At 31.6% G+C, this 15,284-nt stretch carries 16 protein-coding genes; 1 reads left to right on the forward strand and 15 read right to left on the reverse strand.

Annotated features, from left to right (window positions below):
* Nucleotides 1-73: 73 nt before the first annotated feature.
* The 7 genes from ASC41_RS11830 to ASC41_RS11860 all read right to left on the reverse strand — a co-directional run bounded on the left by ASC41_RS11830 (nt 74) and on the right by ASC41_RS11860 (nt 7,075).
* Nucleotides 74-1,162 (reverse strand): hypothetical protein, encoded by a 1,089-nt coding sequence (locus ASC41_RS11830; RefSeq protein ID WP_055436855.1) that lies wholly within the window; start codon nt 1,160-1,162, stop codon nt 74-76.
* A 175-nt stretch (nt 1,163-1,337) separates the two neighbouring features.
* The gene (locus tag ASC41_RS11835) at nt 1,338-2,894 is read right to left on the reverse strand and encodes a M28 family peptidase (RefSeq protein ID WP_055436856.1); all 1,557 of its coding nucleotides are present in this window, start codon (nt 2,892-2,894) and stop codon (nt 1,338-1,340) included.
* An 84-nt stretch (nt 2,895-2,978) separates the two neighbouring features.
* Entirely contained in the window at nt 2,979-4,016 is a 1,038-nt protein-coding gene (locus tag ASC41_RS11840; RefSeq protein ID WP_055436857.1) for a M28 family peptidase, read from the reverse strand.
* A gap of 56 nt (nt 4,017-4,072) precedes the next feature.
* Nucleotides 4,073-4,402 carry a hypothetical protein gene (locus ASC41_RS11845; RefSeq protein ID WP_055436858.1) on the reverse strand — a complete coding sequence of 110 codons (330 nt, stop codon included), beginning with the start codon at nt 4,400-4,402 and terminating at the stop codon, nt 4,073-4,075.
* Between the two features lie 5 nt (nt 4,403-4,407).
* On the reverse strand, nt 4,408-5,190 hold the full coding sequence (locus ASC41_RS11850; protein WP_055436859.1) for a DUF3108 domain-containing protein: 783 nt from the start codon (nt 5,188-5,190) through the stop codon (nt 4,408-4,410).
* 89 nt (nt 5,191-5,279) lie between these two features.
* Nucleotides 5,280-6,614 carry an exonuclease domain-containing protein gene (locus ASC41_RS11855; protein WP_055436860.1) on the reverse strand — a complete coding sequence of 445 codons (1,335 nt, stop codon included), beginning with the start codon at nt 6,612-6,614 and terminating at the stop codon, nt 5,280-5,282.
* 32 nt (nt 6,615-6,646) lie between these two features.
* Nucleotides 6,647-7,075, reverse strand: coding sequence for a DUF2452 domain-containing protein (locus tag ASC41_RS11860; RefSeq protein WP_055436861.1), 429 nt, complete (start codon nt 7,073-7,075; stop codon nt 6,647-6,649).
* Nucleotides 7,076-7,240: 165 nt separating this feature from the next.
* Between ASC41_RS11860 and hemN the strand changes: the two genes are divergently transcribed.
* The gene (gene hemN / locus ASC41_RS11865; RefSeq protein ID WP_055436862.1) at nt 7,241-8,605 is read left to right on the forward strand and encodes an oxygen-independent coproporphyrinogen III oxidase; all 1,365 of its coding nucleotides are present in this window, start codon (nt 7,241-7,243) and stop codon (nt 8,603-8,605) included.
* Between the two features lie 87 nt (nt 8,606-8,692).
* Here hemN and ASC41_RS17000 read toward each other — a convergent pair whose 3' ends face one another.
* The 8 genes from ASC41_RS17000 to ccoS form a co-directional block, all read right to left on the reverse strand.
* Nucleotides 8,693-8,857 carry a hypothetical protein gene (locus tag ASC41_RS17000; protein WP_169787560.1) on the reverse strand — a complete coding sequence of 55 codons (165 nt, stop codon included), beginning with the start codon at nt 8,855-8,857 and terminating at the stop codon, nt 8,693-8,695.
* Nucleotides 8,858-8,887: 30 nt separating this feature from the next.
* A complete protein-coding gene (locus ASC41_RS11870) occupies nt 8,888-9,595 on the reverse strand; it encodes a sulfite exporter TauE/SafE family protein (RefSeq protein WP_055436863.1) in 708 nt (235 codons plus the stop codon).
* A complete protein-coding gene (locus tag ASC41_RS11875; RefSeq protein ID WP_055436864.1) occupies nt 9,595-10,041 on the reverse strand; it encodes a FixH family protein in 447 nt (148 codons plus the stop codon). Before ASC41_RS11875 ends, ASC41_RS11870 begins: the two co-directional genes overlap by 1 nt.
* Before the next feature lie 147 nt (nt 10,042-10,188).
* Entirely contained in the window at nt 10,189-11,610 is a 1,422-nt protein-coding gene (gene ccoG, locus ASC41_RS11880) for a cytochrome c oxidase accessory protein CcoG (protein WP_055436865.1), read from the reverse strand.
* Between the two features lie 40 nt (nt 11,611-11,650).
* Nucleotides 11,651-12,613 (reverse strand): cbb3-type cytochrome c oxidase N-terminal domain-containing protein, encoded by a 963-nt coding sequence (locus ASC41_RS11885; protein WP_055436866.1) that lies wholly within the window; start codon nt 12,611-12,613, stop codon nt 11,651-11,653.
* 2 nt (nt 12,614-12,615) lie between these two features.
* Entirely contained in the window at nt 12,616-12,807 is a 192-nt protein-coding gene (locus ASC41_RS11890) for a CcoQ/FixQ family Cbb3-type cytochrome c oxidase assembly chaperone (protein ID WP_055436867.1), read from the reverse strand.
* A gap of 4 nt (nt 12,808-12,811) precedes the next feature.
* Nucleotides 12,812-15,013, reverse strand: a complete 2,202-nt coding sequence (ccoN, locus tag ASC41_RS11895; protein WP_055436868.1) for a cytochrome-c oxidase, cbb3-type subunit I — start codon at nt 15,011-15,013, stop codon at nt 12,812-12,814.
* Between the two features lie 2 nt (nt 15,014-15,015).
* Nucleotides 15,016-15,231 (reverse strand): cbb3-type cytochrome oxidase assembly protein CcoS, encoded by a 216-nt coding sequence (ccoS, locus tag ASC41_RS11900; protein WP_055436869.1) that lies wholly within the window; start codon nt 15,229-15,231, stop codon nt 15,016-15,018.
* Nucleotides 15,232-15,284 lie beyond the last annotated feature (53 nt).

Below are 15,284 nucleotides of genomic sequence, written 5' to 3' on the forward strand. Positions count from 1 at the left end.
ATATTAGATAAAATTAAGTAGAGTGTATTGTTCCTAATTTAATTTTTTCTATAAGTGTGTTGCTAGTAGTACTTTATTCACGATTGTTTTCCCGAAATCCATTAATCGCTCCTAAAGCTTCAAAAACCTCATTTTGGTCAGATTCTTTATTCCAACCTTTTTGTGATAATTCTGCTCTAACTTCGCTTACCTGCATTCCAATGTCAAAAAGATAAATTGTATATTCTAGAACTTTTTTAGGAATTTTTTCAATCATATAATTCATTGTTATTCCTGCAATTTTTACTTCAGCTAGAAAGAAAGGAAAAACAATTTGAAAAATCCAAAAAAGTAAAAGACCAACAGAGCCAGTTTCTAATTTTTTAATTTTTAATCCAACTTCCCAACGAAATCTCATAAATTCAATAAAATTAAATGTTATCATATTGTTCTCTATGGAAACTAAATAATATTGAGTGTATAGATTTGTAAAAAAGAGAATAACCATCATTCCACCAATAATGAATTGAATTGGTCTAAATTCTATGTAATTAGTTTGCCTTAAAACTAGTCCGAATAAATAACCAATTCCGATTCCGATTCCGAGTTCATATAAACCAATAAAATATGTGAATTCAATAGTTAAAAACCCAATTAGCATTCCAAATAGAATTGCGATTATTAATCCACCAATTATTGTGAGAATCAAGTTTGGTTTTCCAAATTTTTTAGGTTTTGGTAATTTCGATGGAACTTCATAATCAACCCAACTATTTTGTTTTTCAAATTCAGTTTCTAATTCATTAAGCTTCCCGCTTTCTTTATATTCGATTGCTAACTTTTTGAAAAGAGCAATAAACAATCCTGTTCTTTTGGAGTTCTTACCAAAATCAAAAAAAATTCCTTCTAATGATTTGCTATTCACCTCAATTCTTCCAGAATTATTTTTTGTTATGGTTAGTTTTCCTACTAATTTACTAAAATCGCCTTTACATTTTGCTTCTACAGACTTATTGTTTTGAAAAACTATTGGCCATTCCAATTTTTTAAATACTTCGATAATTAATGGTGTAATTTGATTTTCGTTAATATTTGTTTTGAATGATTCAGAAAATTTAGGCTTGTATTTAAAGCTGTGTTTTCTCTTGATTTCATTTCGTAGTTTTTCGTATTCTATTTTCATTTAGGTATTATTGGCAACTCGTTATAAAGTAATTCACATTAACTAAATTCTCTAAACAAAACAAAATATGAAAATTTAGATGTTATTTAGTAATGATAAATTTTATTTTGATAACTAAAAAAAAGCTTCAAATTAATTGAAAGGCTTTTTTATATCTATTGTTTACGTTTAAAAACTATTCTGTAGTTTTATCTACTGTAATTCTAGCGTCTCTATTAGCTAACTCCCATGCAGTATAAAATACTAAACGTGTTCTGTTTTCTAATAAATCGTATTCAATTTTATCTGGTGTATCTCCTGGTTGGTGATAATCGTCGTGAGTACCATTGAAATAGAAAATTACAGGAATATTATTTTTAGCAAAGTTATAATGGTCACTTCTATAGTAATAACGGTTTGGATCGTTCTCGTCGTTAAACGTATAATCTAAATCTATGTTCATGTATTTAGTGTTCATAGCTTCAGAAATATCGTGTAATTCTGTACTTAATTTATCACTTCCAATTAAGTATAAGTAATTTCTGTTTTTCTTTTCACGTTTAGGATCTAAACGCCCAATCATATCTATGTTTAGGTTTGCAACAGTGTTTGCTAATGGAAAAATAGGATCATTCTCTGTATAATGTTTAGAACCTAAAAGTCCTTTCTCTTCTCCTGTTACGTTAAGAAAAACAATAGAACGTTTTGGTCCATTACCTTCTTTTTTAGCTTTAGCAAAAGCTTCAGCTATTTCTAATACAGCTACAGTTCCAGAACCATCATCGTCGGCACCATTATATACTTTACCATCTTTAATACCTTCGTGGTCTAAGTGTGCAGAAATAACAATGTATTCGTTTGGTTTTTCGCTTCCTTTAATAATTGCAGCTACGTTTTCTGAGCTTATTTTTTCAGAATTATTTTTATAAGTAATATTCACATCAGATTTTACAGACATTGACTTTTCGTTAGTTTCAATATCGTTAACTAAAGCTTTAGCTAAATCTGTATTAATTAGCATATACATCATGTCTTCTGCACCACCTGCTAAATTCATTCTTCCGCTTGAGCGACCAAAACGATTAGCTGCCATAGCGTAAACTTCTGGATAGTAAAATAAAAGTGCTTTAGCTCCTTTATTTTTTGCAACGTCTTGTTTTGATGCAAATGCTTGACGCATATTAGACCATTTAGAGCCTTTATCTGTTCCAGTAATAACATAATTACCATCTGCGTTTTTTGGTTCTCCAGAACGAATTACAACAACTTTTCCTTTTACGTCTAAACCGTCGTAACTAGAATAATTTTCGTCGTCTATACCATAACCAGCAAAAACAATATCTTTTGTGTTTATTGTAGCATCTTTAGAAGAGACAACAGATACGTAATCGTCTATGTTTGTAAAAGATTTTCCGTTGATGCTTAATTTTACATCTGGAGTTGCAATAATTTCTAATGGAACATTTTGAAAATAGTTACCATCGCTTTTTGCTGCAGGTATTTCGTCTTCTATGTAATGCTTTTTAATGAATTCTACAGCCATTTTCTGTCCTTCTTTACCAGTTTCACGACCTTCGAATTCGTCTCCAGCATAAATGTAAAGAGCAGTTTTTAAATCTTGAGAAGTAATAGTTTCTGCATATTTTGTTGGATCTGCAGGTGCTTTTGTGGTTGTTGTAGCATCCTTGCTTTTAGAAGAGCCACATGCTGCTAATACTAGTGTAATAGCAAAAAGTGAAAGTAATTTTTTCATTTAATAATGTAATGGTTTGATTAAGAAGTAAAAATACGTGAAAAAATAATGCCTTTAATATTTGTTGTATTTTTTTTAACAGCTTTAAATTTCCTCATTATGAGTTAAGAAATCAGTTCTATTTGCCAATTGCCATGCTGTTGCAAAAATTAATTTAGTGCGTTTAGCTAATAACGGATAGTTTATTTTTTCTGGAGTATCTGTAGGTTTGTGATAATCTGGATGCTCTCCATTGAAGTAAAAAATAACTGGAATATTTTGCTGGGCAAAATTGTAATGATCACTTCTATAATAATATCTATTTTTATCGTTTTCGGCATTGTATTTATAATCTAATTCTAAATTTGTAAATGCCTCGTTTGTTTTATATGAAATGTATTCTAATTCTTTACTAATTCTATCTGCACCAATAATGTAGATGTAATCAGGATTTTTTTCGTGTATTTCATCTACACGACCAATCATATCTATATTAAGGTTTGCAATGGTTTTGTTTAATTTAAAAATAGGATTTTCTACATAAAACTTAGAACCTTGTAGTCCTATTTCTTCGGCTGTAAGATGTAAAAATAAAACGCTTCTTTTAGGCGAATGCCCTTTTAGTTCTGCAATTTTAAAGGCTTCAGCAATTTCTGTTATTGCCATAGATCCAGAACCATTATCGTCTGCACCAAAATGGATACTGTCGTTTTCGATACCTAAATGATCTAAATGACCTGAAATAATTAAGACTTCCTCGGGTTTCTCGCTTCCTTTTATATAAGCTAATACGTTTTCTGATGCACCAATTCCTTCTGGTAAAAAGTCTGCAGATATAGTTTGGTAGTAAGTAGAATCGTTAACTGCAGGAGCTATAGCTTTCGATTTATAGAAGTTTCTTAAATAGTCTGTTGCTTTTTTTTGACCTTCTTTTCCTGTGCCACGACCTTGAAATTCTTCTGAAGCAAAAATGGCTAATCTACTTTTTAAATCGGCAGCATTTATAGAGTTTGAATATTCTAGAATAAGTTCACTGTCTTGTATATTGACACTGTTTTCTAAGTTTTCAATTTTAGTGCTATATTTAGTTTCTGCGCATGAACCAACGATTACAAACGCAGAAACTATAAGTAAAGATTTCATTTTAAATAAATTTATATATCAAATATATAGATAAATTCTTACAATTAGCAAAAACGTTATTCTGATATATCTATATCATTCAATTCCTCTATTGCATCTTCTTCAGAGTCTTTAGCACGTTGTTCAAGTTGTTCTGTATCTCCAACTTCGGTAGTTGCAGTAACAGATTTGTAAGTTGCTAATGCTAAAGAAATGATGGTTAATAGGAATATAAGTTGAATTGTGTGTTTTGGTTGATTAGTACCTTTAGTTTTAATAAATGCTAATATTCCAAATATTAATGCTGCTATTGCAGGAAAATAAGCAAAATTAGATAAAGGTAAAACCGATAAAATAACTGCAAATATTGCGCTTATTAATCCTAAAATAATAAATAATAATCTCATAGTTTTTAATTTTTTAAACCTGTTGCGCTTTTAATTTTTAATTCTCCACTTCCTATCGCTACTTTAAATTTAGCATAAACAGGAATTTTATTTTCGTCTGCAGTTAACCAAACAAAATTATCGTTTCCTTTTAAAGCATTATTATTGATAAGGTTAATACGTAATTTATAACATTCTTTTTTGCCTAATGCAGTGTTAATAGTCTCTTTGGCAGCATAAGTAAATCTAAATCTCATCTCTTTATTGTCAAACAATACTTGAAAAGTATCACTATCTCCAACACTAGCTTTTTTAATATCTAGAGTTCTTAAATGGTAAATAGTTGTTACTATATCTTTTGTTCCACTACTAAATTTCACTGTTTTGTTAACATCCCAAAAACCAGAAGCAAAGTTTTTACTCTTTTTTCTAATTAAACTTTTTACAGATCTTGTTTTATGGTTAAAGTTGTACTTAACAAATTTGTAATGCCCGCCTTCGTTAATATCACGCTTGTATAGATAAGGTGTTAATGTTTTTGGGTTAACATAACTCTCGTAAAGATCTCTAATTTTAAAAAAATCATCCCATTTACTATAAGTTGTTGCTTTAGTTTTTAAGCGTAATAAGGTTCCGCTTTTTGTTTTTACATTACTAGTTGTCATTGTTACTTCTGCAAAATCCGTCATTAATCCAGACATGGTGTAACCAGCAGTAAAAGTTAAATTTTCTCCTCCTTTAAATGCATTGTTTTGAGCGCTTGTTAAAACAGAAAAACTAAGTGCTAAGAGTATAAAAAAATGTTTCATAAATATTATTTAAGTTTCAAATATAGATAATGTAAACACGAACTGTGCCTAAATTATTGTGTTTAGCTTTTATTTAATATTTTTCACTTTTATTTTAAAAGTAGACTTCTTAAAATACTTTGTACATCGCTATTATCTTTTTGTTTTATTAAAAAAGGTTCTAGTTCGTGGTCATGTAAAATTTGTTCATTTTTATCTATAAAACCATAACCTAAATATGCTCCATTTTTAACTATTACAAAAGCGTCTTCATAATCATATCTACCTTTTTCTTTTATCACAATATCTTGGCTATCGTTAACTATTTGGCAAATGGCATTGGTAACACGCTCGTTGTAATCTGCAATGTCTTCATTGCCTTTGCAAATACCTTTACATGTTTTTAGTATGTAGTGAGAGCATTCATCTACACCTTCTTGTAAATGGCAAAACTTAGGGCACAAGTTAAATTGTTCGCAAACACGTTCTAAAAACAAACGTGCATCTCGCAAACTATAAAAGGTAATTATTGGGTTTGGTGTTGCTTTACTATTGTTAATAGCAATATGCATAACGTCGTTTCTATCTTGATAACTAAAGAGCGAAAAACCTTTGGGCGCGCGTTTAGAGACTTTATTATATTCTGGAAAATGATGTTTAATGGCTGCATCTTCCATTAATAAAGCAATAAGCTCGCTACCAGATAATTCAAAATCGATATCTGCAGTTTCTCTAACCATATCTAAAGCCTTTTGAGTTTTACTATGGAAATGACTGAGTACTCTCTTTTTTATGTCTTTAGATTTACCAACATAAATAATTTCTCCTTTCTTATTTTTTAATTTATAAATACCTGTAGCATTTGGTAAGGCATTAAAAGTTTCTTTTGGTAGGTTAGGAGGTAAGGTGGCTTCCTTGTTTTTTTTATTTAAAAATTCAGAAAAAATAGCTTCTGCATTTTCTTGAGATTGTAAAATTTTAAAAAGAATAACAGTAGCCTCGGCATCACCTCTTGCTCTATGTCGTCCGTTTATATTTATATCTAAATCTTTACAAAGTTTTCCTAAACTATAACTTTTATGTCCAGGCAATAATTTTCTACTTAAGCGAATGGTGCAGAGCTTTTTTCTTGTAAAGTCTATATTTATAGCCTTAAATTCGTTTCTAATTACGTTATAATCGAAATTTACATTGTGAGCTACAAAAGTAGTGCCTTCAGTAATATCTAAAACCTGTTGTGCAACTTCATGAAATTCTGGAGCGTCTTTTACAGTATTATTATCTATTCCTGTTAAAGCAGTAATATGGTCTGGTATGTAACAGTTTGGGTTTACTAAGGAAGTAAACTCGTCTACAATAACATCGCCATCGTATTTAAACACCGAGATTTCGGTAATTCTGTTAGTTCTTCCTGAGGTTTCAACGTCTATTATAGTGTATTGCAATGCGTTATTTTTAAACTGAAAATTAATAGCTGTTATTGTAGTTTGTTCGATGTTGTTTCATCTACTTTCTTCCACATGTGTTCTGATGTTAAATAGAAGCTACCCACAAAATCGAAATTACATTCGTTTGGTGAGATTATAGATAAAAACGGTTGTCCTTTTTTATCTTTGTACAAATGATAAACCTCTCCAAGATCTGGCTGAAAACTAAACTTAGCATTATAGACTAAGTTGTTGTATTCTAGCTCTTCTATCATTTTATCGTACTCAGCTTTAAGCTCTAAATATTTAGCTTTAAGTTGTTTGTTGGCTTTATTAACGTTTTTGTTTTTCCAAGTAATATTTTCAGTTACTTTAATAGCGGGAGCTCCAACATTTGTACCATAAGGTTTTAAAGCAGCATCGTATTGCTGACTTTCTTTATTAAATACAACGTTATCTGGTTTTTTTGCGTCAGACATTTTTCTTTTTTTAGCTCTGTAAAGATAAGAGATTAAAATTTTGGAATGAAATATTTTAAGAGTTGCTAATTCTCTTCATTAGGCATTAGATTTTTTATCAGGTGATATTTATCATCTTTTAACCATTCATTTCAATATAAATTTGCTTTAAAATAGTTTATAAAAATGAATACATCTCTAATAGCAAAATACAACGTAGCAGGACCAAGATATACCAGTTACCCAACAGTTCCTTATTGGGATAATGATTCGTTTTCGTTGAAATTATGGAAAGCATCGCTTAAAAAAAGCTTTGACGAGAGTAATGATACTGATGGCGTAAGCTTGTACATTCACCTTCCTTTTTGCGAGAGTATGTGTACCTTTTGTGGTTGCCATAAACGCATAACAAAAAACCATGGAGTAGAAGTACCATACATAGAATCTTTAATCGAAGAATTTAGGCTTTATAGACGTTTTCTTGGTAAGACGCCTAACGTTAAAGAATTACATATTGGTGGTGGAACGCCTACTTTTTTTAAACCTGAAAACATAAAAACACTCCTAAACGCATTAAACTCAATTGGGAAATTTAGTGAAGATTGCGAGTTAAGTTTTGAAGGACACCCGAATAACACAACCGAAGCACATTTAAAAATGTTTTCAGACTATAATTTTAAACGTGTAAGTTATGGTGTTCAAGATTATAATTTAAAAGTACAAAAAGCAATAAATAGAATTCAACCTTTCGAGAATGTAAAACAAGCTACAGAAGCTTCAAGAGTAGAAGGCTTTACATCTGTTGGCCATGATATTATTTTTGGTTTACCGTTTCAAACAGTGGAAGATGTTGAGAATACTATTAATAAAACAATTACCTTAAAACCAGAACGTATCGCGTTTTACAGTTATGCACATGTGCCATGGATTAAAGGAAACGGACAACGTGGTTATAACGATCAAGATTTGCCTACTGCAACTCAAAAACGTTTACAATACGAAAAAGGCAAACAAATGTTGCTTGAAGCTGGTTATTTTGAAATAGGTATGGATCATTTTTCATTACCTACAGATTCACTTTACAAGGCACACGAAAACCAAAAACTACATCGTAATTTTATGGGATACACCGTAACTAATACTAAAGTAATGATTGGTTTAGGAGCATCTGCAATTAGCGATAGTTGGTATGGTTTTGCACAAAATGATAAAGGTATTGAAAGTTACAAATCGCTTGTTAAACAAGGTATAATACCTGTTTTTAGAGGACATATTTTAAATGAAGAAGATTTAATAATACGCAAACACATTCTTAACTTAATGTGTAAGTTCGAAACCTCTTGGAAAACCGAGGCATTAATGTTTAATGAACTTCCAGATGTACTTATTAAGTTAAAAGAACTCGAAAACGATGGTTTAATAGAAATCGATTCTAAAACAATACGTGTTACAGAAAAAGGTAGACCGTTTGTAAGAAACGTTTGCTTACCATTCGATAGACGTTTACAACGTAACAAACCAGAAACACAAGTGTTTTCTATGACTATTTAAAAGAACATAGAAGAGTTAAACAAAAAAAGGAAAGCCACTATATTCTCTTCTTTTTTGTTTAAATGTTTTAGTGATTTTTTAAAATTACTAAAGCTCAGTAGAAGTCTCATCGTTAGAGGTGTCACTTTTCTTTTTACCGCTTCTAGACATGTTGTAGACAATAAGCGATAATACAAGGCATACAAGAAGAAAAAAGCCAATAAAAATTGCTCCCATTGTCCAATTAACTATAAGTATTATTAAACTTTCCATTAGTGTTATATTTTTAAATTATTAATTTTTTTAATGACAATTAAACTGAGAATCTACTTGCTCTACAGTAACCATATTAGATGGTGATAAATAAGGAATTCCTAAGCCTAAACCACGAATAATAAACAGTAAACCAACAACAACTACAAAAGCAGGAATCAATTTTAAAACACGTTGTTTTACGGTTTTAGTAAGAAAATTACCAAGGTAAATAGCAGTCGTCATAAGCGGTACAGTTCCTAAACCAAATAAGGCCATATACAAACTACCTTCCCAATAACTTCCAGTTGCTAAAGCTCCAAAAATTGCCATATAAACAAGTCCGCAAGGCAATAAACCATTAAGATACCCAATAGTAAAAAAGGTACTAGGTTTCTTCTTTTTTAAATTAGCTCCCATTTTACTTTTCACTTTACCAACTAGCTTATAAATAGGTTTAGAAAAGTTATATCTGTTAAATAATTTAGTAGGTATTAATATGGTAATAATCATTAACGCACCAATACCAATAGAGAGTTGCTGTTGTAAACCAAATAAATTTAAGCTTTTACCAACAGCACCAAAAATAAGACCTAAAACGCTATACGTTAAAATACGGCCAGCATGATAACTCAATAATTGTAGAATACGTTTGGTTTTGTTTTCACGATCTAAAGGCAATAAAAAGGCAATAGGTCCACACATACCAACACAGTGAAAACTTCCTAATAAGCCAAATATAATTGCCGAAATTAACATTAATACGTTATCTGTTCTTTATATAAATATGGTGTGCCTTCGTACATGAAATCGATTGTAATGTTCCAACGACCGCCTAACATCTTATTGTCAGGTATGAGCAAATGTGAAGATGTTAGATTTAACTCTTGGTCAAAATCCAACGTTTCATTAGACGGTCTGTATAGAAACACTTTTCCTTTAATTTTAGATAGTTCAAGTTCCTTTGGAAACACCAATAGCCAACCATTATCAGTTTTTTTACTTACAAACCTCTCTGATAAATTGTTTGTATTCGTTTCGGCATCAATTTCATTTTGATATAGCATTTCTTTAGCATAATAATCCTCAGTAACTAAATCATGGCTAAAAGATTCTGTTGTACTCATTAAATAAACAAAATATAATATAAAGCACATAAATGCAGCCATAACAACAACTATACTTTTTCCCCAATTCCATTTCATAGTACTTGTGTTTTAATTTTTTTGGCGTGACCACAAGGGTCAGGCTGTACGTTTCAATTCCTCGCTCGTGCCTCGCTGTGGGATTTCCACTGCCATCCTTCACGCAAGCATTTTTACTAGAGTAAGAACCTCAAACATTATATTTGTTTACTTATAACTTCTTGGTCCTAAAAAGGCTGTAGTAGTCGTTTCAATTAATTGGTCTCCACTATAAATTCCAATTTCTACTCTATCTTTATCGCCTTTTAAGGCACTTGCATTTAGCTCTATAAACAATGTACCTTCAGCAAGACCTTGTCCATCAACTTTAAAACCGTCGTGAGAAACCAAATTTACTGTTCCTTTATGCGATAATAGTTTAAATGAAATATCTTCAATATCATTTACCGTTTTGTTTACTAATTTAAAGGTGTAAACATTACTAATAATATTATCGGCTTTGTGTTCGTATAACTGCCCTGGTAATCTTAAAATAGTTGCCTCAACATCATTACGTAAAAAAAGCATTCCAATAAGTACAGCTATTAATATTCCTAAAACAGCAGTATAACCTTTTAAACGAGGTGTAAACTTGAATTTTTCTTCTCTTTCAATTTCATCTTCACTTGTGTATCTAATAAGCCCTTTCTGTAAGTTTACGCTTTCCATCATGTGGTCGCAAGCATCAATACAAGCAGTACAGTTTACGCATTCTAGTTGCGTTCCATTTCTTATATCAATTCCTGTTGGACAAACATTTACACATTGAAAACAATCTATACAATCTCCTTTACCAGTAGTTGGTCTGTCTTCATTTTTCTTAAACTTTGCACGACCAGCTTCTTTTTCTCCGCGTTTATGGTCGTAAGCAACAATAATAGATTTATTATCAAGTAATACACCTTGCAACCTTCCGTAAGGACATGCAATAATACATACTTGCTCTCTAAACCAAGCGAAAATAAAATAGAAAACACTAGTAAAAATTAATAAAGAAATTAGTGTGCTTATGTTATTTAATGGTCCTTGAGAGATGTAACGTATTAACTGATCGCTACCAATTAAATAGGCTAAAAACACATTGGCAATAATAAAAGAGATGATAAAAAAGATAATCCATTTTAGTACTCTCTTTTTTATTTTCTCGGCATTCCAAGGCATTTTATCTAAACGAATCTGTTTTCCTCTGTCGCCATCAATCCAATATTCTATGCGTCTAAAAACCATTTCAAGGAAAATAGTTTGCGGACAAATCCACCCGCAAAAAATACGTCCAAAAGCAACGGTAAATAAGATGATAAATACCACACCAATAATCATCATTATTACAAATAGATGAAAATCTTGTGGCCAAAACGGAAATCCGAAAATATTAAAACGACGTTCTAATACATTGAACATTAAAAACTGATTGCCATTAACTTTAATAAATGGAGCAGATAGTAAGAAAGCCAATAAAATGTAGCTTACATATTTTCTATAAGTATACCATTTACCATCCGGCTTCTTAGGAAACACCCAAGCACGCTTACCTTCTTTGTTAAGCGTACCTATTGTGTCTCTAAAATTTTCTTGACCTTGTTCTGCCATTTCAATATTGTTTTTTGCTTCCGCGAAAGCGAACTATAAATTATTTAATTATAGTATTTTCTACTGCTGTAGAATCCGAACTTACTTCTTGTATAGTTTCAGTTGCTTCTGTTGTTTGTTGTGGTGCGTTTGGATCGTTCCAAATATCACCTTCAGGAGCTTTAGGCTCAGCAGGTGTTGTACCTTGAAATGATAACACATAACTAGCTACTTGAGCCATTTCTGCTGGCTTAAGATCAGATTTCCAAGAAATCATTCCTTTTCCGGCACGTCCACCTTCAGAAATAGTTCTAAAAACATCTTTAATGCCACCACCTAAAATCCAGTGTTTATCTGTTAGGTTTGGACCAATACCACCACCACCATCTGCTTTATGACAAGCAATACAGTTAGTTGAAAATATTTTCCCACCAGCTTGTAAATCTGAAGCTTCTGTAAGTAATACCACAGAGTTTACATCTACTAGATCTTTAGCTGTTTTTTTCCATTCTGCAATTTCAATCTTAGCTTCGGCTACAGCCATTTCATATTCTTCAGCTTGGTTATAATCGCCTATTATTTCAAAACGTGTCCAATATACAACGGCAAAAATAATAGAGATATAGAATAAGTATTTCCACCATGGTGGTAAATCGTTATCTAGTTCTTTAATGCCATCGTAATCATGATCTAAAATAATTTCATGTTCTTGTTCAATAGATTTAGAACCTAAAGATTTTGTGTAGGCGTCTTGTATCCATTTAAATTGGTTCTTTTTCCTTAAGGCTTCTTTAGCTAAATAATTTGCTTGTTGCTCTTGGTTTAATGTTTTAAATAAAACATATCTTAAGCCTTCAACACAAATTTCAAATGCCATAGCAAATAACATTGCTGTGCCTATAATTGCCCAAAATATGGGTTGGGTAAACATTGCCCATTCGTCTCCAGTGTAGACCCATTCCATTAATATTATAGCTAGTATAAAAAAGAATAAGAGTCTTAATAATGATGCTGTACTTCTCATAATTACTCGTTATTGGTATTAATAGTATCGTCTTCTAAAGGTATATTGCTAACCTCTGTAATGTGTGCTTTTTTTGCAGTAAAAACCCAAAAGAATAAGCCTGCGAAAAAGAGGAAGAATATTAAAAGAGATATAATTGGATATATTTCTACGCCTTCTATTTGTTCTAAATTACCTTTTATAAATTTTAACATGGCTTTAGTTTTTATTTAAGGCAGAGTCGTCTGCATTTTTAATTTTTATATCTGTACCTAAACGTTGTAAGTAGGCTATTACAGCAACAACTTCACGATTACGCATTTCTATAAACGCTTTGCCATTTTCCTTAGCATATTTTTTATCTGCTTCGTATGTTTTGGCAAAATCTGGATCGTTGTATAGGTTTTTTTCAATTTTAGTACCTTGCTTATCCATTGCGTCTTGAGCATTGGCTATTTCTTCATCAGTGTAAGGCACACCTAAAGTTACCATAGCTTCCATTTTAGTTTCGGTTAAACCTTTATCAAGTTCATTTTTAATTAACCATTTGTATGATGGCATAATAGAACCTTCTGATACACTTTGCGGATCGTAGAAATGACTTAAATGCCAGTTGTCACTATATTTACCACCTATTCGATGTAAATCTGGACCTGTACGTTTACTTCCCCAAAGGAATGGATGGTCGTAAACATATTCTCCTGCTTTAGAGTATTCTCCATAACGTTCTACTTCGTGTCTAAAAGGTCTTACCATTTGAGAGTGACAGCCAACGCACCCTTCTCTTATGTATATATCTCTACCTTCTAATTCTAATGGAGAATAAGGTTTTACACTAGATATTACCGGTATGTATTCATCTACCATTAGAGAAGGAACTATTTGCACCATTCCACCAATTAAAATAGCGATAGTAGCAAAAAGTGTAAGTTTTACTGGTCTTCTTTCTAACCAAGTATGGTAACCTTCTTTGCTAGTACGTTTTTTAGTTACTTTTTGAAGTGGCGCAGACTCTGCTAATTCATCTGTTACTTTACTACCAGAACGTGCAGTCATGATAACGTTAAATACACCAATTAAAGCACCTGTAATAAATAAAGTTCCTCCAATAGCACGCATCCAGTACATTGGCATAATTTGAGTTACGGTTTCTAAAAAGTTACCATAAGTTAATGTACCATCTGGATTAAACTGTTGCCACATAGACCATTGTACAAATCCAGCTACGTAAAGCGGTAATGCATATAATATAATACCTAAAGTACCAACCCAAAAGTGAAGGTTAGCCAATGGTGTTGACCATAATTTTGTTTTAAATAACTTAGGCACCATCCAATAGATCATACCAAAAGTTAAGAATCCATTCCAAGCTAATGCACCAACGTGAACGTGTGCAATAATCCAATCTGTAAAATGCGCTACGGCATTAACATTTTTTAATGAAAGCATTGGACCTTCAAAAGTTGCCATACCATAACCTGTAATGGCTACAACCATAAATTTAAGAACCGGATCAGTACGTACTTTATCCCACGCACCACGTAAGGTTAGTAAACCATTTATCATTCCTCCCCAAGAAGGAGCTAACAGCATAATAGAAAAAGCAACACCTAAATTTTGTGCCCAATCTGGAAGTGCAGAATATAATAGGTGGTGTGGTCCAGCCCAAATGTAAATAAAGATTAAAGACCAAAAGTGAACAATAGATAATCTATAAGAGTAAACTGGTCTATTAGCAGCTTTAGGTACATAATAATACATTAAACCTAAAAAAGGAGTAGTAAGGAAAAATGCTACCGCATTATGTCCGTACCACCATTGTACTAAAGCATCTTGAACACCTGCGTAAGCCGAGTAACTTTTAAAAGCACTTACAGGTAATTCCATACTGTTAACAATATGAAGCACTGCAACTGTAACAAATGTTGCTAAGTAAAACCATATGGCTACATATAAATGACGTTGTCTTCTCTTAATCATTGTACCGATTAAGTTTGCTCCAAATACTACCCAAATTAATGCTATTGCAATATCGAAAGGCCATTCTAATTCGGCATATTCTTTTGAAGTAGAATATCCTAAAGGTAATGTTATTGCAGCTCCTACAATTATAGCTTGCCATCCCCAAAAGTTAAGATTACTTAACCAGTCTTTCCACATACGAGCTTTTAATAATCGTTGCGTGGAATAATAAACACCTGCGAAAATGGCGTTACCTACAAAGGCGAAAATAACGGCATTAGTATGTAATGGACGTAAACGACCGAAACTTAACCAAGATATACCATCTGTAAGATTAGGAAATAAAAACATGTAGGCTAGCAGTAAGCCAACACTCATTCCTACAATTCCCCAAAATAGTGTAGCGATAATAAATTTGCTAACGATTTTATTATCATAATAAAATTTTTGTAATTCCATAGTTACTTTAGTTGTTCTTTAAATATAATTGGTTTTTTGATACTTTTATTTTTTTGTTTATCACTTTTTTCTTTAACTAATTCATCTTCAAAAAGCATTCTTACGGAAGGTGTATACATATCATCATACTGCCCGTTTTTGACTGAGAATATAAAAACCGTAAAAAAAACAAGTGCAACAATAACGCTTATTGCTAATAGCATATATATAATATTCATACCTACCTGAATTATTTCAGCAAAAATACTGTTATTGGTTTTTAGAAAAGGTG

The organism is Lacinutrix algicola, assembly GCF_001418085.1.
GTDB lineage: Bacteria > Bacteroidota > Bacteroidia > Flavobacteriales > Flavobacteriaceae > Lacinutrix > Lacinutrix algicola.